20 protein-coding genes and 3 tRNA genes are annotated in these 19,650 nt (G+C 60.7%); 20 read left to right on the top strand and 3 right to left on the bottom strand.

The features are described 5' to 3' along the window. Positions 1 to 40 precede the first annotated feature (40 nt). Entirely contained in the window at positions 41 to 547 is a 507-nt protein-coding gene (locus AC1DIJ_RS19575; RefSeq protein ID WP_112389667.1) for a DUF3833 family protein, read from the bottom strand. 79 nt (positions 548 to 626) lie between these two features. Between AC1DIJ_RS19575 and AC1DIJ_RS19570 the strand changes: the two genes are divergently transcribed. Further along, positions 627 to 1,049 carry a (R)-mandelonitrile lyase gene (locus tag AC1DIJ_RS19570; protein ID WP_112389668.1) on the top strand — a complete coding sequence of 141 codons (423 nt, stop codon included), beginning with the start codon at positions 627 to 629 and terminating at the stop codon, positions 1,047 to 1,049. A gap of 41 nt (positions 1,050 to 1,090) precedes the next feature. Here AC1DIJ_RS19570 and AC1DIJ_RS19565 read toward each other — a convergent pair whose 3' ends face one another. Next, positions 1,091 to 1,696, bottom strand: a complete 606-nt coding sequence (locus AC1DIJ_RS19565) for a class I SAM-dependent methyltransferase (RefSeq protein WP_112389669.1) — start codon at positions 1,694 to 1,696, stop codon at positions 1,091 to 1,093. A gap of 123 nt (positions 1,697 to 1,819) precedes the next feature. Beyond that, a tRNA-Val gene (locus tag AC1DIJ_RS19560) sits at positions 1,820 to 1,895 on the bottom strand. Between the two features lie 399 nt (positions 1,896 to 2,294). Between AC1DIJ_RS19560 and AC1DIJ_RS19555 the strand changes: the two genes are divergently transcribed. The 19 genes from AC1DIJ_RS19555 to AC1DIJ_RS19465 all read left to right on the top strand — a co-directional run bounded on the left by AC1DIJ_RS19555 (position 2,295) and on the right by AC1DIJ_RS19465 (position 19,646). Beyond that, positions 2,295 to 2,371: transfer RNA gene (locus AC1DIJ_RS19555), tRNA-Asp, on the top strand. Between the two features lie 50 nt (positions 2,372 to 2,421). Next, a tRNA-Asp gene (locus AC1DIJ_RS19550) sits at positions 2,422 to 2,498 on the top strand. 246 nt (positions 2,499 to 2,744) lie between these two features. Next, positions 2,745 to 3,110 (top strand): NADH-quinone oxidoreductase subunit A, encoded by a 366-nt coding sequence (locus AC1DIJ_RS19545; protein ID WP_112389750.1) that lies wholly within the window; start codon positions 2,745 to 2,747, stop codon positions 3,108 to 3,110. Beyond that, a complete protein-coding gene (locus AC1DIJ_RS19540; RefSeq protein WP_112389670.1) occupies positions 3,101 to 3,685 on the top strand; it encodes a NuoB/complex I 20 kDa subunit family protein in 585 nt (194 codons plus the stop codon). The genes AC1DIJ_RS19545 and AC1DIJ_RS19540 overlap by 10 nt, the downstream gene beginning before the upstream one ends. A gap of 18 nt (positions 3,686 to 3,703) precedes the next feature. Continuing rightward, positions 3,704 to 4,306, top strand: a complete 603-nt coding sequence (locus AC1DIJ_RS19535) for an NADH-quinone oxidoreductase subunit C (protein WP_112389671.1) — start codon at positions 3,704 to 3,706, stop codon at positions 4,304 to 4,306. A gap of 68 nt (positions 4,307 to 4,374) precedes the next feature. Beyond that, on the top strand, positions 4,375 to 5,565 hold the full coding sequence (locus AC1DIJ_RS19530; protein ID WP_112389672.1) for an NADH-quinone oxidoreductase subunit D: 1,191 nt from the start codon (positions 4,375 to 4,377) through the stop codon (positions 5,563 to 5,565). After that, the gene (locus tag AC1DIJ_RS19525; protein ID WP_112389673.1) at positions 5,565 to 5,840 is read left to right on the top strand and encodes a hypothetical protein; all 276 of its coding nucleotides are present in this window, start codon (positions 5,565 to 5,567) and stop codon (positions 5,838 to 5,840) included. The genes AC1DIJ_RS19530 and AC1DIJ_RS19525 overlap by 1 nt, the downstream gene beginning before the upstream one ends. A gap of 16 nt (positions 5,841 to 5,856) precedes the next feature. Next, positions 5,857 to 6,984 (top strand): NADH-quinone oxidoreductase subunit E, encoded by a 1,128-nt coding sequence (locus tag AC1DIJ_RS19520; protein ID WP_112389674.1) that lies wholly within the window; start codon positions 5,857 to 5,859, stop codon positions 6,982 to 6,984. Positions 6,985 to 6,994: 10 nt separating this feature from the next. After that, positions 6,995 to 8,299: an NADH-quinone oxidoreductase subunit NuoF gene (nuoF, locus tag AC1DIJ_RS19515; protein WP_112389675.1), complete on the top strand. Its 1,305-nt coding sequence runs from the start codon at positions 6,995 to 6,997 to the stop codon at positions 8,297 to 8,299. Continuing rightward, positions 8,300 to 8,917, top strand: a complete 618-nt coding sequence (locus tag AC1DIJ_RS19510; protein WP_112389676.1) for a 5' DNA nuclease — start codon at positions 8,300 to 8,302, stop codon at positions 8,915 to 8,917. It abuts the gene before it with no gap. A gap of 224 nt (positions 8,918 to 9,141) precedes the next feature. After that, positions 9,142 to 11,223, top strand: a complete 2,082-nt coding sequence (gene nuoG / locus AC1DIJ_RS19505; RefSeq protein ID WP_112389677.1) for an NADH-quinone oxidoreductase subunit NuoG — start codon at positions 9,142 to 9,144, stop codon at positions 11,221 to 11,223. A gap of 12 nt (positions 11,224 to 11,235) precedes the next feature. Continuing rightward, positions 11,236 to 12,279: an NADH-quinone oxidoreductase subunit NuoH gene (gene nuoH, locus AC1DIJ_RS19500; RefSeq protein WP_112389678.1), complete on the top strand. Its 1,044-nt coding sequence runs from the start codon at positions 11,236 to 11,238 to the stop codon at positions 12,277 to 12,279. Between the two features lie 40 nt (positions 12,280 to 12,319). Further along, positions 12,320 to 12,811, top strand: a complete 492-nt coding sequence (gene nuoI, locus AC1DIJ_RS19495; RefSeq protein WP_112389679.1) for an NADH-quinone oxidoreductase subunit NuoI — start codon at positions 12,320 to 12,322, stop codon at positions 12,809 to 12,811. A gap of 143 nt (positions 12,812 to 12,954) precedes the next feature. Next, entirely contained in the window at positions 12,955 to 13,569 is a 615-nt protein-coding gene (locus AC1DIJ_RS19490; RefSeq protein ID WP_112389680.1) for an NADH-quinone oxidoreductase subunit J, read from the top strand. Positions 13,570 to 13,593: 24 nt separating this feature from the next. Next, positions 13,594 to 13,902: an NADH-quinone oxidoreductase subunit NuoK gene (nuoK, locus tag AC1DIJ_RS19485; protein ID WP_018900202.1), complete on the top strand. Its 309-nt coding sequence runs from the start codon at positions 13,594 to 13,596 to the stop codon at positions 13,900 to 13,902. 7 nt (positions 13,903 to 13,909) lie between these two features. Next, positions 13,910 to 15,907, top strand: coding sequence for an NADH-quinone oxidoreductase subunit L (gene nuoL / locus AC1DIJ_RS19480; RefSeq protein WP_112389681.1), 1,998 nt, complete (start codon positions 13,910 to 13,912; stop codon positions 15,905 to 15,907). Continuing rightward, on the top strand, positions 15,907 to 17,418 hold the full coding sequence (locus AC1DIJ_RS19475) for an NADH-quinone oxidoreductase subunit M (RefSeq protein WP_112389682.1): 1,512 nt from the start codon (positions 15,907 to 15,909) through the stop codon (positions 17,416 to 17,418). The genes nuoL and AC1DIJ_RS19475 overlap by 1 nt, the downstream gene beginning before the upstream one ends. An 18-nt stretch (positions 17,419 to 17,436) precedes the next feature. Then, on the top strand, positions 17,437 to 18,882 hold the full coding sequence (gene nuoN, locus AC1DIJ_RS19470; protein WP_112389751.1) for an NADH-quinone oxidoreductase subunit NuoN: 1,446 nt from the start codon (positions 17,437 to 17,439) through the stop codon (positions 18,880 to 18,882). Further along, on the top strand, positions 18,882 to 19,646 hold the full coding sequence (locus AC1DIJ_RS19465; RefSeq protein ID WP_112389683.1) for a biotin--[acetyl-CoA-carboxylase] ligase: 765 nt from the start codon (positions 18,882 to 18,884) through the stop codon (positions 19,644 to 19,646). Before nuoN ends, AC1DIJ_RS19465 begins: the two co-directional genes overlap by 1 nt. Positions 19,647 to 19,650: the final 4 nt, after the last annotated feature.

The following is a 19,650-nucleotide window of genomic DNA, read 5'->3' as shown; positions in this document are numbered from 1 at the left end:
GGCGGCAAGCGTGCGACCGCAAGGGAAATAGGGCAGGGCGTCACTTCTTCGAGAAGGTCACGCGGACGGTGGCGACCGGGAAACCGAATTTGCTGACCCAGGCGGTGTTCAGCAGCGTGCCGTCAGGCTGGCGCCGGATCGTGTCGTGGAAGCGCACGATGTTCTGGTTCGGCCCCGGCGCGATGTCGACGAGATAGCTGTAGCGCGCCACCTCGCCATTGATGGTAACCTCGGCGGGACCAACGACATCCTCGCGCGTGCCGCTGTAGCGGCCGGGTGCCGTTTTGACGAATCGCCAGGTTTTGCGCTCGCGAACGCCATCCGCGTAGACAAAGTCTTCGCGAAGCGTGAGCCGCTTTCCGTTCCAGCGGCCGGTGAGCGCCACGCGGAACTTGCGATCGACGCCGTTGATCGCCTTGAACTCGCCATCGGCCACGCTTCTGCCGGCAAAGAAGTCCTCGAGCGCGAAATCGCGCGCGCTTGCCAGATGCGGCAGGGCGAAGATGACAAGTATGGCGGCGACAATGATGAGACCGGTGCGGCGCATGGTCTTCCTCCACTTCAAATCAGCCTGTTCCTGACCTACGTTTCGGCTAACGCACCGGATCAATCGCAGGAGAATCAAAATGGACATCAAGCAGGCCGGATCGCGGCCCTCGACCAGGCCATCCGCCGACTATTTCACCGGCACCGTCCGCCTCGATCCGATCGTCGAAGGCCCGGATCCGGCGCGGGTGCGCGCCGCCACCGTCACCTTCGAACCGGGCGCCCGCACGGCTTGGCATACGCACCCCCTCGGACAGACGCTAATCGTGACCTCGGGACGAGGCCTGTTACAGGTCTGGGGGCAGGACACCCGCGAAATCCGCACTGGCGACGTCGTCTGGTTCGAGCCCGGCGAAAAGCATTGGCATGGTGCAGCACCCGACACGGCGATGAGCCACATCGCCATCCAGGAGGCGCTGAACGGTTCCCCGGTCGATTGGATGGAGCATGTCAGCGACGATCAATATGCAGGAAAGAGCTGGACCGTCTCGCGCCAGGCCTAAAGCAAGAGGGCGATCGGCGGTCTGCCGATCGCCGCGCGGCGTCAGAGCCGCTTCAGGCAGTAGGAAAAATGAGCATGTGATTCGACGGTCAGGAACTCGAACTGCCAGCCATAATCCTTGCAGAACTTGGTGACCGCCTCGACGACGCCATAGACGATCGGCTTCACGGTATTGCCGGTGCAGAAATCATGCCCGGCAATCCGCCCCGTCCGCTTCACTTTCTTCTCGCAAAGCAGCAATTCCTGCCAGGTCAGCTCGAAGGAATGGTCGGTGTCGATATAGGCCCAGTCGAGAAACCCGTCCTCGAATTCGGCCAGCTTCTCCAGCGAGGTACCCTGCATCAGCTTGACCTGACCAGAGGCGATTTCGGCCTCGAACTTCGTGTGGACGTCGTGCAGGCCGGAGCTATAGCGGTCCATCCCCCAGGGATCGATGAGGAAAAGCTGCGACGGCCGATTCTTTTCAATGATCTCGGCGGTATATTCACCGAAGGCAACGCCCACCTCGACGCCGATTCCGCCATTCGGGATGCGGTAGAGCAGCTCGCCGCGATCCGGGAGAAGCCTGGCATTCTCCATATGGTGGGCCAAAAGCTGGGTCCGCGGCATCGCCGCACGCTGCGCCTGCCGTTCTTCGCGTGTCTTCATGATTCTCGCCTTATCCGGGGCAATTCTGCTTCACTGACTGCCAAGTAGCCGAAAGACGCGGGAGCGCCAACATCGGAGCCGCGATGTGAGATCAAATATCTGAGATTTCACTTGGGAAAAGAATGGTGGGCGATGAGAGACTCGAACTCCCGACATCCTCGGTGTAAACGAGGCGCTCTACCAACTGAGCTAATCGCCCTCGCGTCACGAAGCCTGTTCGGCCCGCCGCGTCGGTGGCCGTGATCTATGCGGATCGGGAAAAAACCGCAAGAGTGTTTGTGAAGATTTTTTGATTTTTTTGGAAAGGGCGCGCCAACGCAGGCTTTTCGGCTTGTGGAAAAGGGAAGGGGAGTGCGCGGGTGGGTACCGCCCGGTGGATCTCTATATAAGGATCAGTGCGAGAAGGCCCCGCGCGGCGTCTGCTTCGCGCGAACTTTCAGACACTTGCGCGCTGCATCCAAAACAATTTCCGTGCTGTCATGGATTTGTCTCCAAACCTGCTTGACACTCAAATGCGAACCCCTTAGTTAGCCGCTCATCGAAGCGGCGAGCCCGCCTCGGTAAGGAAGCGAAAGCCTCCGGATTGCTTGAAATGAATGCGGGTGTAGCTCAGTTGGTTAGAGTGCCGGCCTGTCACGCCGGAGGTCGCGGGTTCGAGCCCCGTCACTCGCGCCATTTCAAAGCAAGTGCTGAAAGGCACATTCCGGTCATCGCCTCCGCAATGCGCGGGTGTAGCTCAGTCGGTTAGAGTGCCGGCCTGTCACGCCGGAGGTCGCGGGTTCGAGCCCCGTCACTCGCGCCATTTTCTCCTCCAAGCCATGCAGAATTTCGTGGGCTGCCATGCAGCCTTCCGCAACCTAAGCGGATTTGTCGCGACATCGTTGCATCTGCTTGATAATGTCGCATCATCGTAGCTTGAATTGGTCTTCTAAAAGTCTTGCGCCGTGGCTCAGCCTGCGCTAACCACGGCTTGTTGCAACGCACGTTCGCTTGCCGGGCATTTGCCCATTGCGCCGCCCGGCGCAGCCGGCAAGCAGGGATGAACATGATGACTGAACTGCTCGGTAATTACATTCCGATCGCTATTTTCATTGGTATCGCTCTCGTTATCGGCCTGGCGCTTCTGATTGCGCCGTTCGCCGTTGCCTTCAAGGCACCTGATTCGGAAAAGCTCTCTGCTTACGAATGCGGTTTCAATGCCTTCGACGATGCCCGCATGAAGTTCGACATCCGCTTCTATCTCGTGTCGATTCTCTTCATCATCTTCGACCTCGAAGTCGCCTTCCTCTTTCCTTGGGCCGTTTCCTTCGGCGCCATCGGCTGGTTCGGCTTCTGGTCCATGATGGTCTTCCTCTTCGTGCTGACCATCGGCTTTATCTATGAATGGAAGAAGGGAGCCCTGGAATGGGAGTGACCCCCGCCGGCAATCAGCCGCTCGTTTCTCAGGCCCCGAAGGGGATCATCGATCCTTCGACCGGCAAGCCGATCGGCGCCAATGACGCCTTCTTCGGCGAAATCAACAACGAGCTCGCCGACAAGGGCTTTCTCGTCACCTCGACCGACGAGCTGATCAACTGGGCCCGTACCGGATCGTTGATGTGGATGACCTTCGGTCTCGCCTGCTGCGCCGTCGAAATGATGCAGTTGTCGATGCCGCGTTACGACGTCGAGCGCTTCGGCTTTGCGCCGCGCGCTTCGCCCCGCCAGTCCGACGTCATGATCGTCGCCGGTACGCTGACCAACAAGATGGCGCCTGCGCTCCGCAAGGTCTATGACCAGATGCCCGAGCCGCGTTACGTCATCTCGATGGGCTCCTGCGCCAATGGCGGCGGCTACTATCACTATTCCTATTCGGTTGTTCGCGGCTGCGACCGTGTCGTGCCGATCGACATCTACGTGCCGGGCTGTCCCCCCACGGCAGAGGCTCTGCTTTACGGCGTGCTCCTGCTGCAGAAGAAGATCCGGCGCACCGGCACGATTGAGCGGTAAGGGTTAAGGACAAGACATATGAGCGAAGCCCTCACTGAGCTGTCGTCCTATATCTCGGAAGCACGTGGCAACCTGGTTGCCGCGTCGCAGCTGAAGTTCGGCGAATTGACCCTGACGACGACGGGTGAAAACCTGATCGCGCTGCTGACGTTCCTGCGTGACGATGCCAAGTGCGGCTTCGTCAACATGATCGATATCTGCGGCGTCGACTGGCCGCAGCGCGAGCTGCGCTTCGATGTCGTCTATCACCTTCTGTCTCCGAAGCAGAACCTGCGCATCCGCATCAAGGTCGCGACCGACGAAGACACGCCGGTCCCCTCGGCCTGCGCCGTTTATCCAGGCGCCGACTGGTTCGAGCGCGAGACCTGGGACATGTACGGCGTTCTCTTCACCGGCCATCCAGACCTGCGCCGCATCCTGACCGACTACGGTTTCGAAGGTCACCCGCTGCGCAAGGACTTCCCGACGACCGGTTTCGTCGAAGTCCGCTATGACGACGCCGCCAAGCGCGTCGTTTACGAGCCGGTGGAGCTGAAGCAGGAATTCCGCAACTTCGACTTCATGTCGCCATGGGAAGGCACGGATTATGTGCTGCCGGGCGATGAAAAAGCGAAGCAGTAAATTTTGATAGTGGCTGGTGGGCAATCCCCGCCAGCTGCTGATTATCTGAGAACGCGAGCCCGATCGCCATGACAGAACATAACGTCCGCAACTTCAACATCAATTTCGGACCGCAGCATCCGGCGGCGCACGGCGTTCTTCGTCTTGTCCTGGAGCTTGACGGCGAAATTGTGGAGCGTGTTGATCCGCATATCGGCCTGCTGCATCGCGGCACCGAGAAGCTGATCGAGACCAAGACCTATCTGCAGGCCGTTCCGTATTTCGACCGTCTCGATTACGTAGCGCCGATGAACCAGGAGCATGCTTATGCACTGGCCGTCGAAAAGCTGCTCGGCATCGATATCCCGATCCGCGGCCAGCTGATCCGCGTTCTCTACTCGGAAATCGGCCGTATCCTTTCGCATCTGCTGAACGTCACGACGCAGGCCATGGACGTCGGCGCGCTGACGCCGCCGCTCTGGGGCTTCGAAGAGCGCGAAAAGCTGATGGTGTTCTACGAGCGTGCCTGCGGCGCGCGCATGCATGCTGCCTATTTCCGTCCGGGCGGCGTCCACCAGGATCTGCCGGAAGATCTCGTCGAGGATATCGGCAAGTGGTGCGACCAGTTCCCGGGCAAGCTCGACGACATCGACGATCTGCTCACCGGCAACCGCATCTTCAAGCAGCGTAACGTCGATATCGGAGTCGTTTCGCTGGAAGACTGCTGGGCCTGGGGCTTCTCGGGCGTCATGGTGCGCGGTTCGGGTGCTGCCTGGGACCTGCGCCGTTCGCAGCCCTACGAGTGCTATTCCGATCTCGAGTTCGATATCCCGATCGGCAAGAACGGCGACTGCTACGACCGCTACCTGATCCGCATGATCGAAATGCGCGAATCGGTCCGTATCATGAAGCAGTGCGTCAATCGCCTGCTTTCCGACGCGAAGACCGGTCCGTTCTCCTCCATCGACGGCAAGGTCGTGCCGCCCAAGCGTGGACAGATGAAGCGCTCGATGGAAGCGCTGATCCACCACTTCAAGCTCTACACCGAAGGCTATCACGTCCCGGCCGGCGAAGTTTACGCCGCCGTCGAAGCGCCGAAGGGCGAGTTCGGCGTCTACGTGGTCTCCGATGGCAGCAACAAGCCGTACCGCTGCAAGATCCGCGCCCCGGGCTATGCCCACCTTCAGGCGATGGACTTCATGTGCCGCGGCCACCAGCTGGCCGACGTCGCAGCCGTTCTCGGCTCGCTCGACATCGTCTTCGGTGAGGTTGACCGCTGATGAAGCTCACCGTGCTCTCGTCCGCCGCATTCCTCGTTGCTGCCTCGGCCTTCGCCCAGGACAATACGCAGGGATTCGGCCCGAAGCTCGGTGCGGAAGAGATAACGCCGCCAAGCGGTCAGGCCACGATCGGGGAGCTCGTTTCCAAGGGCTACCAGATCAAGGCCGCCGTTCCGAACGGCAAGAAATTCGTAGTGTTTTTGCAGAAAGACCAGTCGGCCTACGCTTGTGAGATGCAGTCTTTGACGGCCTCGCGGTGTGGGACCCTAAACTGACAAGGCGTGAGGAAGAATGTCCGTTCGTCGACTAGCCGAAGATCAATTCCAGCCTGCCGCATTCGCCTTCAATGACGAAAACGCGGTCTGGGCGGATAAGACGATCCAGAAATATCCCGCAGGCCGTCAGCAGTCCGCGGTCATTCCGCTGCTGATGCGAGCGCAGGAGCAGGACGGTTGGGTCACGCGCGCGGCGATCGAGAAGGTCGCCGACATGCTTGACATGGCCTATATCCGCGTCCTCGAAGTGGCTACCTTCTACACGCAGTTCCAGCTGGGTCCGGTCGGTACGCGCGCCCACGTTCAGGTTTGCGGCACCACGCCCTGCATGCTGCGCGGTTCGGAAAAGCTGATGGGCGTTTGCCGCAGCAAGATCCACCAGCACCCGTTCGAGCGCAACGCCGAGGGCACGCTGTCCTGGGAAGAGGTCGAGTGTCTCGGGGCCTGCGTCAATGCACCGATGATCATGATCGGCAAGGACACCTACGAAGATCTGACGCCGGAGCGTCTCGAAGAGATCATCGACACGTTCAATGCCGGCAACGGCGCGAGCGTTAAGCCCGGTCCGCAGATCGATCGTCACTTCTCGTCGCCGGAAGGCGGCCCGACCTCGCTTCTGACCGAAGAGCCGAAGGCGAAGGCAAAGACCTCTGCGAAGAAGGCCGATGCCGATGCCGTCAGTGTTCCGCCGTCGGAAGCTGCGCGTCCGAAGAGCACCGATGCAGAGACCAATGCCGCGCTGAAGACGCCTGTCACGGCGCCGAAGGCTGCTGCCAAGAACGCCGCTGCCGAGGCTGCACCCGCTGCCAATGAAAAGCCTGCCAAGGCTGCCGCTGCTCCGATCGCTGCCAAGCCCTCGCTGGAAGACAAGAACCGTCCGGCTGGCATCGCAAAGCCTGCTGCGCCTGACGATCTGAAACTGATCTCCGGCGTCGGTCCGAAGATCGAAGCTATTTTGAACGAACTCGGCATCTTCACCTTCGCGCAAGTCGGCGCGTGGAAGAAGGCTGAACGCGAATGGGTCGATGGATACTTGAATTTCAAGGGCCGCATCGAGCGCGACGACTGGGTCAAGCAGGCCAAGGCGCTCGCCAAGGGCGGTGAAGCGGAATATATCAAGGTCTTCGGCAAGAAGCCGCGGTAAGAGGTGAAGCATGTTACAAGATAAAGACCGCATCTTTACCAATATCTACGGCCTCAAGGACAAGTCCCTGAAGGGCGCGATGAGCCGCGGCCACTGGGATGGCACCAAGCAGATTCTCGAAAAGGGTCGCGACTGGATCATCAACGAGATGAAGGCTTCCGGCCTTCGCGGCCGTGGCGGCGCAGGCTTCCCGACTGGCCTCAAGTGGTCCTTCATGCCGAAGGAATCCGACGGCCGGCCGCACTACCTCGTCGTCAACGCCGACGAATCGGAACCCGGTACCTGCAAAGACCGCGATATCATGCGCCACGATCCGCATACGCTGATCGAAGGCTGCGTTATCGCGAGCTTCGCCATGGGCGCCAATGCTGCCTATATCTACGTCCGCGGCGAATATATCCGCGAGCGTGAAGCTCTCCAGGCTGCAATCGACGAGTGCTACGATGCCGGTCTGCTCGGCAAGAGCAACAAGCTCGGCTACCCGATGGACATCTACGTCCACCACGGCGCCGGTGCCTATATCTGCGGTGAAGAAACCGCGCTGCTCGAAAGCCTTGAAGGCAAGAAGGGCCAGCCGCGCCTGAAGCCGCCGTTCCCGGCGAACATGGGTCTCTACGGCTGCCCGACGACCGTCAACAACGTCGAATCGATCGCCGTTGCGCCGACCATCCTGCGCCGCGGCGCCGGTTGGTTCTCCTCGATCGGCCGTCCGAACAATGTCGGCACCAAGCTGTTCATGCTGTCGGGCCACGTCAACAAGCCGTGCACAGTCGAAGAAGAGATGGGCATCACCTTCCGTGAGCTCGTCGATCGCCACGCCGGCGGTATCCGCGGCGGCTGGGACAACCTGCTCGCCGTCATTCCGGGCGGCGCATCGTGCCCGATCGTGCCTGCCAAGGACATCATCGACTGCCCGATGGACTTCGATGGCCTTCGCGCCGTCGGCTCGTCCTTCGGTACGGCCGCCGCGATCGTCATGGACAAGTCCACGGACGTCATCAAGGCGATCGCCCGTATCTCTGCCTTCTTCAAGCATGAGAGCTGCGGCCAGTGCACGCCGTGCCGCGAAGGCACCGGCTGGATGTGGCGCGTCATGGAGCGCATGGCCAAGGGCAACGCCCAGAAGCGCGAAATCGACATGCTGTTCCAGGTCACCAAGCAGATCGAAGGCCACACCATCTGTGCGCTCGGCGATGCTGCTGCATGGCCGGTCCAGGGTCTGATCCGCAATTTCCGTCCGGAAATCGAAGCGCGTATCGATCAGTACACGGCAAGCGCCATGGATCATGGTGCGGTTCTGGAAGCTGCGGAGTAAATGATGGCCAAGGCATCTGGCGGCAATGACAAGGAAGGGGCAGCCGATTTCTCGGCTGACTTCGGCCGTCTTGCTGCCGAGATGCTGGAGAACGCAAAGGCGATGCCGATCCACCCGCTGATGGCCCATCCGGCCGCGGCGATGGCTGCGGCAACCGCCGTCGGCATCGGTTTCTCGACGCAGATCGCCGGTGCCTTCTTCGGAGCGCTGCAGGGCGCCTTCGAGGCGACCAGCCGGATTGCCGAGGCGCTCGACGAAACGCCGCCGCAGGCCGCAAAGCCCGAGGTGCGCATCAAGCCGGAAAATATCCGTCCGGCCGCGGTGCGCAAGGCGAAGCTCTCGATCGTCGCGGCCGAGGAGCCCAAGGCTCTGGTTGCGAAAAAGCCGGTCAGCCGTGCGAAGAAGGCTGACGACCTGAAGCTGATTTCGGGCATCGGTCCGAAGCTGGAGCAGGTTCTGAACGCCAGGGGCATCCGCACGTTCGCGGCGATTGCCGCCTGGAGCGACGCGGAAGCGGCAGGCGTTGATGCCGATCTCGGCTTCGACGGCCGGATCGCCCGCGACGACTGGCGCGGCCAGGCAAAGGCGCTCGCGGCGAAGGGCCGCAAGCGAAGCTGAATTTTTCCGGCTGACCCAAGCGGCCGGAGGGAATAAGGCAGGCATGGCGGGGCAGGGGCCTCGTTCACGCAAGCCGATCGGGTCTCGGGTTCCCCGGGGCCGGGGAAAGACAATTTGGGCGACGCCGATGCCTGCGGGGACGAAATCCCGCCTGGCAGCGGTCATGTTGCAGAATAGGTTTGTTTGCCGCCATCCGGCGAACGGGAAACAGGACTTGAGTGACGATGGCAAAACTGAAGATTGACGGCAACGAGATCGAGGTCCCGGATCACTACACGCTCATCCAGGCGTGTGAGGAAGCCGGCGCTGAAGTTCCGCGCTTCTGCTTCCATGAGCGGCTGTCGGTCGCCGGCAATTGCCGTATGTGCCTCGTCGAGGTGAAGGGTGGCCCGCCGAAGCCGCAGGCTTCCTGCGCCATGGGTGTGCGCGATATCCGCGGCGGCCCGAACGGCGAACTGCCTGAAGTTTTCACCAACACGCCGATGGTCAAGAAGGCCCGCGAAGGCGTGATGGAATTCCTGCTGATCAACCATCCGCTAGATTGCCCGATCTGCGACCAGGGCGGCGAGTGCGACTTGCAGGACCAGGCGATGGCCTTCGGCATCGACACCTCGCGCTATCAGGAAGACAAGCGCGCGGTCGAAGACAAGTATATCGGACCGCTCGTCAAGACGGTCATGAACCGCTGCATCCACTGCACGCGCTGCGTCCGCTTCACCACGGAAGTTGCCGGTATCTCCGAGCTGGGCCTGATCGGCCGCGGCGAAGATGCCGAAATCACCACCTATCTCGAGCAGGCGATGACCTCCGAGTTGCAGGGTAACGTCGTTGACCTCTGCCCGGTCGGCGCGCTGACCTCCAAGCCCTTCGCCTTCACGGCCCGTCCGTGGGAACTGAACAAGACGGAATCGATCGACGTCATGGACGCGCTCGGTTCGGCGATCCGCGTCGATACCCGCGGCCGCGAAGTCATGCGCGTCATGCCGCGCGTCAACGACCAGATCAACGAAGAGTGGATCTCCGACAAGAGCCGCTTCATCTGGGACGGCCTGAAGACGCAGCGCCTCGATCGTCCTTACGTCCGCAAGAGCGGCCGCCTGCAGCCGGCAACCTGGGCCGAAGCCTTCGGCGCCATCAAGACGGCAGTGGCTGGCACGACCGGCGAGAAGATCGGCGCGATTGCCGGCGACCTCTCCACGGTCGAAGAAATGTACGCTCTGCAGGAACTGGTAAAGTCGCTCGGTTCCGAGAACCTCGACTGTCGCCAGGATGGGACGGCACTTGATCCGTCGCTCGGCCGCGCAAGCTACCTCTTCAACCCGACGATCCAGGGCATCGAAGAAGCCGACGCGCTGCTGATCATCGGCGCCAACCCGCGCTTCGAAGCAGCCGTTCTCAACGCCCGCATCCGCAAGCGCTGGCGCCGCGGCGGTTTCCCGATCGGTGTGATCGGCGAAGCCGGCGACATGCGCTACGATTACGAATATCTCGGCGCTGGCCCGGATACGCTGAAGGATCTCGTCGATGGCAACCATGCCTTCGCCAAGGTTCTCGCTGATGCCAAGAAGCCGCTGATCATTATCGGCCAGGGTGCTCTCTCGCGTGTTGATGGCGCCGGTGTCCTCGCCAGCGCTGCCAAGCTCGCGGGCACGGTTGGCGCTGTCGCCGACGGCTGGAACGGTTTTGCGGTCCTGCATACGGCTGCTGCCCGCGTCGGCGGCCTCGACCTCGGTTTCGTTCCGGGCGCCAAGGGCGTCAACGCTGCGGATATGCTGTCCTCCATGGACGTGCTCTTCCTGCTCGGCGCAGACGAGCTCGATTTCACCAAGAAGACCGCGAAGTTCACGGTCTATATCGGCTCGCATGGCGACCAGGGCGCGCATAACGCCGACGTCATCCTTCCGGCTGCTGCCTATACCGAAAAGTCCGGTACCTGGGTCAACACCGAAGGCCGCGTCCAGATGGGCAACCGCGCCGGTTTCGCACCGGGCGATGCCCGCGAAGACTGGGCGATCCTGCGTGCGCTTTCCGACGTGCTCGGCAAGAAGCTTCCCTTTGATTCGCTTGGCGAATTGCGCGGCAAGCTCTACGCGGCATTCCCGCATTTCGCAGCCGTCGACGAGATCGCCGAAAGCGACAGCGCCAAAATTGCCGCAGTTGCGAAAAAAGCCGGGAAGATGAACAAATCCGGGTTTGCTTCACCGGTCAAAGACTTCTATTTGACGAACCCGATCGCGCGCGCCTCGGCTGTCATGGCCGAGTGCTCGGCATTGGCCCGCAACAACTTCAAAGTCGCGGCAGAGTAAGGGCAGGGGACTATGGAATCGTTTGTTTCAACTTATGTCTTGCCTGGCCTCATCATGGTCGGTCAGTCGCTGCTCATGCTCGTCTGCCTGCTGGTCTTCATCGCATACATCCTGCTTGCCGACCGTAAGATCTGGGCTGCCGTTCAGCTGCGCCGTGGACCCAATGTGGTTGGTCCCTTCGGTCTTTTCCAGTCCTTCGCCGACCTTTTGAAGTTTGTCTTCAAGGAGCCGGTCATTCCGGCCGGCGCCAACAAGGTCGTCTTCCTGCTGGCCCCGCTGGTCACCGTGCTTCTGGCGCTGTCGACCTGGGCGGTCGTGCCGGTTGCCAACGGCTGGGTCATTGCCAACATCAATGTCGGCATTCTCTACATTCTGGCGATCTCGTCGCTCGAAGTGTACGGCATCATCATGGGCGGCTGGGCTTCGAACTCGAAGTACCCGTTCCTCGGCGCGCTCCGCTCGGCAGCGCAAATGGTTTCGTATGAAGTCTCGATCGGCTTCGTCATCGTCACCGTTCTTCTCTGCGTGGGTTCGCTGAACCTGACGGATATCGTCATGTCGCAGCAGACCGGTCTCGGCACCAAGCTCGGCCTGCCCAGCTCGTTCCTCGACTGGCACTGGCTGTCGCTGTTCCCGATGTTCATCATCTTTTTCATCTCGGCGCTCGCTGAAACCAACCGTCCGCCCTTCGACCTTCCGGAAGCGGAATCGGAACTGGTTGCTGGCTTCATGGTCGAATATGGCTCCTCGCCATACATGATGTTCATGCTCGGCGAATATGCTGCCATCTGCCTGATGTGCTCGCTGACGACGATCCTGTTCCTCGGCGGCTGGCTGCCTCCGGTCGATTTCTGGCTGATCAATTGGGTCCCGGGCATCATCTGGTTCATGCTGAAGTCGTGCTTCGTGTTCTTCATGTTCGCGATGGTCAAGGCTTTCGTGCCGCGCTACCGCTATGACCAGCTGATGCGCCTCGGCTGGAAGGTCTTCCTTCCTCTGTCGCTCGCCATGGTCGTCATTGTTGCATTCGTGCTGAAGCTGATGGGATGGGCATGATCATGTCCTTCCTCGTTTCCAGCAAATTTGGAGGTTGAAGATGGCCAGCTTGTCCAACGCCGTCAGCTCGCTGTTCCTCAAGGAATTCGTCGGCGCATTCTTTCTGTCGATGCGCTACTTCTTCAAGCAGAAGGCGACGATCAACTACCCGTTCGAAAAGGGTCCGGTTTCTCCGCGCTTCCGCGGCGAACACGCACTGCGCCGTTATCCCAACGGTGAAGAGCGCTGCATCGCCTGCAAGCTCTGCGAAGCGATCTGTCCCGCTCAGGCGATCACCATCGAAGCCGGTCCGCGCCGCAACGACGGCACGCGCCGCACGGTGCGCTACGACATCGACATGGTGAAGTGCATCTATTGCGGCTTCTGCCAGGAAGCTTGCCCTGTTGATGCGATCGTCGAAGGCCCGAATTTCGAATTCGCCACCGAGACCCGCGAAGAGCTTTACTTCGACAAGCAGCGGCTCCTCGACAATGGCGACCGGTGGGAACGCGAAATCGCGCGCAATATCGCGATCGACGCTCCGTACCGTTGATTGAAATTTGAAATGCCGCAGGGCTGGCACTCGCCGCCCGCGGTCAACATGCACCGGAGCTTTGCCGGCCCTTCACGGGTGACGAAGCTTCATCGGGCAGGGAAACTCCCGGCTGCCCGGGGGAAGATGAAAAAGGCACCAACATGGGTCTGCAGGCTCTATTTTTCTATCTTTTCGCCTTCGTCGCGATAGCGTCGGCGTTCATGGTCATCTGGGCAAAGAACCCGGTTCACTCGGTTCTGTTCCTGATCCTGACCTTCTTTAACGCCGCGGGCCTCTTCCTGCTGCTCGGCGCCGAATTCCTGGCGATGATCCTGCTCGTCGTCTATGTCGGCGCGGTGGCGGTTCTCTTCCTCTTCGTGGTCATGATGCTCGATATCGACTTTACGGAGCTCAGGGCAGGCGTTCTGGAATATGCGCCGATCGGCGCGCTGATCGGACTGATCCTCGCAGCCGAACTGATCGTCGTAGTCGGCGGCAGCGTGATTTCGCCCGAGATCGCCAAGACCGTCGCCATGCCGATCCCGGCGCTGACGGAACGCACCAATACGGCGGCACTCGGCGACGTGCTCTATACGAACTACGTCTACTTCTTCCAGATCGCCGGCCTGGTGCTTCTGGTCGCCATGATCGGCGCGATCGTGCTGACGCTGAAGCATCGCACCAATATCCGCCGCCAGAATATTTCCCAGCAGGTTGCCCGCACGCCGGCGACCGCCGTCGAGGTGGTCACCGTCAAGCCGGGGCAGGGTGTCTAAGGACAGGTACAAGGAACAAAGAACATGGTCATCGGTCTTTCCCACTACCTGACGGTCAGCGCCATCCTCTTCACGCTCGGCGTCTTCGGCATCTTCCTGAACCGCAAGAACATCATCGTCATCCTGATGTCGATCGAACTCATTCTGCTCGCGGTCAATATCAACATGGTCGCCTTCTCGTCGTTCCTCAACGACATCGTCGGCCAGGTCTTTGCACTTTTCATTCTGACCGTTGCGGCTGCAGAAGCGGCCATCGGTCTTGCAATTCTCGTTGTCTTCTACCGTAACCGCGGTTCGATCGCGGTCGAAGACGTCAATATGATGAAGGGCTGAGCGGCTCATGTTCCTCTATAAGGCTATCGTCTTTCTTCCCTTGATCGGCGCGATCATTGCCGGCCTTTTCGGCCGCGCGATCGGCGCCAAGGCATCGGAATACGTCACCAGCGGCCTGATGATCATCACCGCCGCTCTCTCCTGGTATGTGTTCTTCACGGTGGCGCTCGGTCATCCGGAAGGCGCCATCAAGGTGGAAGTGCTGCGCTGGATCCAGTCCGGCGGCATCGACGTCTCCTGGTCGCTGCGCATCGATACGCTCACCTCCGTCATGCTGATCGTCGTCAACACGGTCTCGACGCTGGTGCACGTCTACTCGATCGGATACATGCATCATGATCCGCATCGCCCGCGTTTCTTCGCCTATCTGTCGCTCTTTACCTTTGCCATGCTGATGCTGGTGACCTCCGACAACCTTCTGCAGATGTTCTTCGGCTGGGAAGGCGTGGGTCTGGCCTCGTATCTCCTGATCGGCTTCTGGTTCAAGAAGCCGTCTGCCTCGGCTGCGGCGATGAAGGCCTTCATCGTCAACCGCGTCGGCGACTTCGGCTTCGTGCTCGGCATTGCCGGTGTCTTCGTGCTGTTCGGCGCCATCAACTTCGATACGATCTTCGCCAACGCCGCGAACTTCGCGCCGCATGAAGGTGCTGAAGCTGCCAGCGAAGTGGTTCTGAACCTCTTCGGCATGCAACTCGACAAGACGCATGCGCTGACGGCCGTCTGCCTGCTGCTGTTCATGGGCGCCATGGGTAAGTCGGCGCAGTTCCTGCTGCACACCTGGCTCCCGGACGCCATGGAAGGCCCGACCCCGGTTTCGGCGCTCATTCATGCCGCAACCATGGTTACCGCCGGCGTCTTCCTCGTCGCCCGCATGTCGCCGCTGTTCGAACTGTCGCATGATGCCCTGACCGTCGTCACCATCATCGGCGCGATCACAGCCTTCTTCGCGGCAACGGTCGGTCTGGTCCAGAACGACATCAAGCGCGTCATCGCCTATTCCACCTGCTCGCAGCTCGGCTACATGTTCGTGGCGCTGGGAGTAGGGGCCTATGGTGCGGCGATCTTCCATCTCTTCACGCACGCTTTCTTCAAGGCTCTGCTGTTCCTTTGCGCCGGTTCGGTCATCCACGCCGTCGATGGCGAACAGGACATGCGTTACATGGGCGGCCTGCGTCCGCACATCAAGGTAACGTTCTGGATGATGATGATCGGCACGCTCGCCATCACCGGCGTCGGCATTCCGTTCACGCCATTCGGCTTTGCAGGCTTCTTCTCGAAGGACGTCATCATCGAAGCTGCCTACGCGTCGCATTCGCCGGCCGCAGGCTTCGCCTTCACCATGCTCGTCATCGCCGCGCTGTTCACCAGCTTCTATTCCTGGCGCCTGATCTTCATGACCTTCTTTGGCAAGCCGCGCGCTTCCCATGAAGTCATGCATCACGTCCATGAATCGCCGCAGGTCATGCTGGTGCCGCTCTATATCCTCGCGATCGGCGCCGTCTTCGCAGGCTTCCTCTTCGAAGGCCGCTTCTACGGCGAAGAGTATGCCGAGTTCTGGAAGGGCGCGCTGTTCACCTCCAAGGAGAATGAACTGCTGGAACACTTCCATCATGTTCCGGCCCTGGTGGCTCTGAGCCCCTTCATCGCCATGGTCGTCGGCTTCGTGATCGCCTGGTACATGTACATTAAGTCGCCTTCGACGCCGCGGGTTCTCGCCCAGCAGCATCGCGTGCTCTACCAGTTCCTCTTGAACAAGTGGTACTTCGACGAGCTCTACGACTTCCTCTTCGTCCGCTCGGCCAAGGCTCTTGGCAAGTTCCTGTGGCAGAAGGGTGATGTCGGCGTCATCGATACCTACGGTCCGAACGGCATTGCCGCCCGCGTCGTCGATGTGACGAACCGCGTGGTCCGCCTGCAGACCGGTTACCTCTATCACTACGCCTTCGCGATGCTGATCGGCATTGCAGCGCTCGTTACCTGGATGATGCTCGGGAGTTCCTTCTGATGACCGATTGGCCTATTCTTACAACGGTCACCTTCCTGCCGCTGGTCGGCGTGGTGCTTCTGCTGCTGATGAATGAAAACGGCCCGAACGGCCGCCGGAACGTGCTCAACATCTCGTTGTTCACGACCATCGTCACGTTCCTGCTGTCGCTTCTGATCTGGATCGGCTTCGATAACGCCAATCCGGGCTTCCAGATGATCGAGAAGCATGCCTGGCTCGGCACCGGCATCGGCTATCATGTCGGTATCGACGGCATCTCCATGCTGTTCGTCATCCTGTCGACCTTCCTCATGCCCTTCTGCGTCCTGGCCAGCTGGCTCTCGGTCGAGAAGCGCCTGAAGGAATACATGATCGCCTTCCTCATCCTCGAAGTGATGATGGTCGGTGTCTTCGTGTCGCTCGATATCGTGCTGTTCTACGTGTTCTTCGAAGCAGGCCTGATCCCGATGTTCCTGATCATCGGCGTCTGGGGCGGCGCGAACCGCGTCTATGCAAGCTACAAGTTCTTCCTCTACACGCTGCTCGGCTCGGTGCTGATGCTGCTCGCCATCATGGCAATGTACTGGCAGGCCGGCACGACCGATATTTCTGCGCTGCTCGCCTACAAGTTCCCGCCACAGATGCAGACGTGGTTATGGCTGGCCTTCTTCGCCTCCTTTGCAGTCAAGATGCCGATGTGGCCCGTCCATACCTGGCTTCCTGATGCGCACGTTCAGGCGCCGACGGCTGGTTCCGTCATCCTGGCGGGCGTGCTCCTGAAGCTCGGCGGCTACGGTCTCATCCGCTTCTCGCTCGGCATGTTCCCCGTGGCGTCCGATTTCTTCGCGCCGATGGTCTTTGCCTTGTCTGTCATCGCCATCATCTACACCTCGCTGGTGGCGATGATGCAGGACGACATCAAGAAGCTGATCGCCTATTCGTCGGTGGCGCACATGGGCTATGTCACCATGGGCATCTTTGCCGCCAACATGCAGGGCGTTCAGGGCTCGATCTTCCAGATGCTGTCGCACGGCATCGTCTCGGGCGCGCTCTTCCTCTGCGTCGGCGTTGTCTACGACCGTACTCATACCCGCGAGATCGCGGCCTATGGCGGCCTCGTCAACAACATGCCGAAATACGCGGTGGCGATGATGGTCTTCACCATGGCCAATGTCGGTCTTCCCGGCACCTCCGGCTTCATCGGTGAATTCCTGACCCTGATCGGCGTCTTCCGTGCCAACACCTGGGTTGCGCTGTTTGCGGCCACCGGTGTCATCCTTTCGGCTGCCTATGCTCTGTGGCTCTATCGCCGCGTGATCTTCGGTGCGCTGGAGAAGGAAAAGCTGAAGGCGCTTCTCGATCTTTCGCCGCGTGAGCAGCTGCTGCTCTACCCGCTGATTGCGCTGACCATCCTCTTCGGTGTCTATCCGGCACCGGTCTTCGATGCGACGGCCGCTTCGGTGGATCTGCTGGTGAATAATTATACGGCCGCCGTACACGCAGCGCAGAACGTTGCGCTGTCGATGAATTGATGACGGGACTATTTGGACATGACCGCTGAAACCATTCTTGCAAGTCTGCACCTCGCCGCGCCGGAGCTGATCCTCGCGGTAGGCGCCCTTGTCCTTCTGATGATCGGCGTCTTTGCGGGCGAGCGTTCCGGGCGCATGGTGAGCGTGCTCGCCATGATCCTGTTTGCCGCCTCAGCGCTCTGGCTGATCTTCATCCCGTCCACCGGCCTCGCCTTTGGCGGTGTCTATCAGGCGGACGGCTTCTCCCGCTTCATGAAGGTGACGGCACTGACCGGCTCCTTCGTGGCGCTCTTCATGTCGCTCGGCCTTGCCAAGGAAAACCAGCTCGACAAGTTCGAGTTCCCGGTTCTCCTCGTGCTCTGCACGCTCGGCATCATGCTGATGATCTCGGCAAACGATCTGATCGCGCTCTATCTCGGCCTCGAGCTGCAGTCGCTGGCGATCTATGTCGTCGCTGCGATCAACCGCGACAGCGTCAAGTCGACCGAAGCCGGCCTGAAGTATTTCGTCCTCGGCGCGCTCTCCTCGGGCATGCTGCTCTACGGCATGTCGCTGGTCTACGGCTTCACCGGCCACACGCATTTCGCCGACATCGCTCAGGCGTTGAACGTCGAAGGCGCCCGTTCGCTCGGCCTGATCTTCGGTCTGGTATTCATTCTCGCCGGTATCGCCTTCAAGATCTCGGCCGTGCCGTTCCACATGTGGACGCCTGACGTTTACGAGGGTGCACCGACCCCGGTGACCGCATTCCTCGCCAGCGCGCCGAAGGTTGCGGCGATGGCCATGATGACCCGTATCGTCATCACCGCCTTCCAGCCGATCATGGCGGACTGGCAGCAGGTCGTCGTGTTCATCTCGATCGCCTCGATGCTGCTCGGTTCCTTCGCCGCCATCGGGCAGAAGAACATCAAGCGACTGATGGCCTATTCGTCGATCGGTCACATGGGCTATGCGCTGGTCGGCCTCGCAGCCGGCAACCAGACGGGCGTCTCCGGCGTCATGCTTTACATGGTCATCTACATGGTCATGACGCTCGGTTCCTTCGCGATCATCATGTCGATGCGCCGCAAGGATGGCACCGTCGTCGAAGGTATCGATGATCTCGCAGGTCTCTCCAGCACCAACCCGTTTATGGCGACCGTGCTGACGATCCTGATGTTCTCGCTGGCCGGCATTCCGCCGATGGCAGGCTTCTTCGCGAAGTACTTCGTCTTCGTCGCCGCCATCGAAGCCAAGCTCTATGCGCTGGCGATCATCGGTGTTCTGGCTTCGGTCGTTGGCGCTTACTACTATCTGCGCGTCATCAAGCTGATGTGGTTCGATGAAGCCAAGGGTGAGTTTGCCCGCGTCTCCGGCGCTCTCAAGCTGGTCTACGGTCTCTCCGGCCTGTTCGTTCTCGCCTATGTTCTCATCGGCGGTCCGATCGGCGGTGCGGCTGAGCTCGCGGCAGCGACGCTGTTCTGATGGTATCTCCCATGCGCCGCCGGATATCGCTCGGCGATTTCCGGCATGAAGCGCTGCCGGAGACCCCGTCGACCAACACGGAATGCCTTGCCCAGGCCCGGGCAGGGGACAGCGGCCTCCTCTGGGTGACCGCAGTCAGGCAGACCGGCGGCCGCGGCCGCCGTGGACGCCCCTGGGTTTCCGAACCCGGCAATCTCTACGCCTCTCTTCTTCTGATCGATCCGGCGCCGATGGAGCGCATGGGCTCTATGCCGCTGGCGATTGCCGTCGCCGTGCATCAGGCCGTTCGCATGGTGCTGCCGCCGGCCGCCGAGCCGCTCGAAGTCAAGTGGCCGAACGACATCCTGATCGGTCGCAAGAAGACCTGCGGCATCCTCGTCGAAGGCGAACAGCTGCCGGATGGCCGCTACGCGCTGGTGATCGGCATCGGTATCAATGTCGCCGTTATGCCCGACAATCCGATGTATCCGGTGACCTGCATCAGGGAACAGGGCGGCAGGGCTTCCCCTGAGGAATTGTTTGCCCATCTCTATGCCTCGATGGCCGAGGTTCTGGATATCTGGAACGAGGGCCGCGGCATTAGAGAGATTACCGCGCGCTGGCGCGATGTCGCCTGCGGCATTGGCGAGAAGATTACGGTGAATTTGCCGGACAGGTCGATTTCCGGCCAATTCGCCGGAATTGATGATAATGGGCTGTTGATGCTCGATACCGGCGCAGGCAGGATGCTGCAGATCGCTGCCGGTGATGTTTTCTTTGGATAGTAGG

The organism is Rhizobium sp. 10N427 (assembly GCF_056394605.1).
This window is presented reverse-complemented; position numbering and strand designations above follow the sequence as displayed.

Bases quoted from the DNA above. Each gene is read 5' to 3' on its own strand.
- AC1DIJ_RS19575 (WP_112389667.1), bottom strand. From the start codon at position 547: ATGCGCCGCACCGGTCTCATCATTGTCGCCGCCATACTTGTCATCTTC.
- AC1DIJ_RS19570 (WP_112389668.1), top strand. From the start codon at position 627: ATGGACATCAAGCAGGCCGGATCGCGGCCCTCGACCAGGCCATCCGCC.
- AC1DIJ_RS19565 (WP_112389669.1), bottom strand. From the start codon at position 1,696: ATGAAGACACGCGAAGAACGGCAGGCGCAGCGTGCGGCGATGCCGCGG.
- AC1DIJ_RS19545 (WP_112389750.1), top strand. From the start codon at position 2,745: ATGACTGAACTGCTCGGTAATTACATTCCGATCGCTATTTTCATTGGT.
- AC1DIJ_RS19540 (WP_112389670.1), top strand. From the start codon at position 3,101: ATGGGAGTGACCCCCGCCGGCAATCAGCCGCTCGTTTCTCAGGCCCCG.
- AC1DIJ_RS19535 (WP_112389671.1), top strand. From the start codon at position 3,704: ATGAGCGAAGCCCTCACTGAGCTGTCGTCCTATATCTCGGAAGCACGT.
- AC1DIJ_RS19530 (WP_112389672.1), top strand. From the start codon at position 4,375: ATGACAGAACATAACGTCCGCAACTTCAACATCAATTTCGGACCGCAG.
- AC1DIJ_RS19525 (WP_112389673.1), top strand. From the start codon at position 5,565: ATGAAGCTCACCGTGCTCTCGTCCGCCGCATTCCTCGTTGCTGCCTCG.
- AC1DIJ_RS19520 (WP_112389674.1), top strand. From the start codon at position 5,857: ATGTCCGTTCGTCGACTAGCCGAAGATCAATTCCAGCCTGCCGCATTC.
- nuoF (WP_112389675.1), top strand. From the start codon at position 6,995: ATGTTACAAGATAAAGACCGCATCTTTACCAATATCTACGGCCTCAAG.
- AC1DIJ_RS19510 (WP_112389676.1), top strand. From the start codon at position 8,300: ATGATGGCCAAGGCATCTGGCGGCAATGACAAGGAAGGGGCAGCCGAT.
- nuoG (WP_112389677.1), top strand. From the start codon at position 9,142: ATGGCAAAACTGAAGATTGACGGCAACGAGATCGAGGTCCCGGATCAC.
- nuoH (WP_112389678.1), top strand. From the start codon at position 11,236: ATGGAATCGTTTGTTTCAACTTATGTCTTGCCTGGCCTCATCATGGTC.
- nuoI (WP_112389679.1), top strand. From the start codon at position 12,320: ATGGCCAGCTTGTCCAACGCCGTCAGCTCGCTGTTCCTCAAGGAATTC.
- AC1DIJ_RS19490 (WP_112389680.1), top strand. From the start codon at position 12,955: ATGGGTCTGCAGGCTCTATTTTTCTATCTTTTCGCCTTCGTCGCGATA.
- nuoK (WP_018900202.1), top strand. From the start codon at position 13,594: ATGGTCATCGGTCTTTCCCACTACCTGACGGTCAGCGCCATCCTCTTC.
- nuoL (WP_112389681.1), top strand. From the start codon at position 13,910: ATGTTCCTCTATAAGGCTATCGTCTTTCTTCCCTTGATCGGCGCGATC.
- AC1DIJ_RS19475 (WP_112389682.1), top strand. From the start codon at position 15,907: ATGACCGATTGGCCTATTCTTACAACGGTCACCTTCCTGCCGCTGGTC.
- nuoN (WP_112389751.1), top strand. From the start codon at position 17,437: ATGACCGCTGAAACCATTCTTGCAAGTCTGCACCTCGCCGCGCCGGAG.
- AC1DIJ_RS19465 (WP_112389683.1), top strand. From the start codon at position 18,882: ATGGTATCTCCCATGCGCCGCCGGATATCGCTCGGCGATTTCCGGCAT.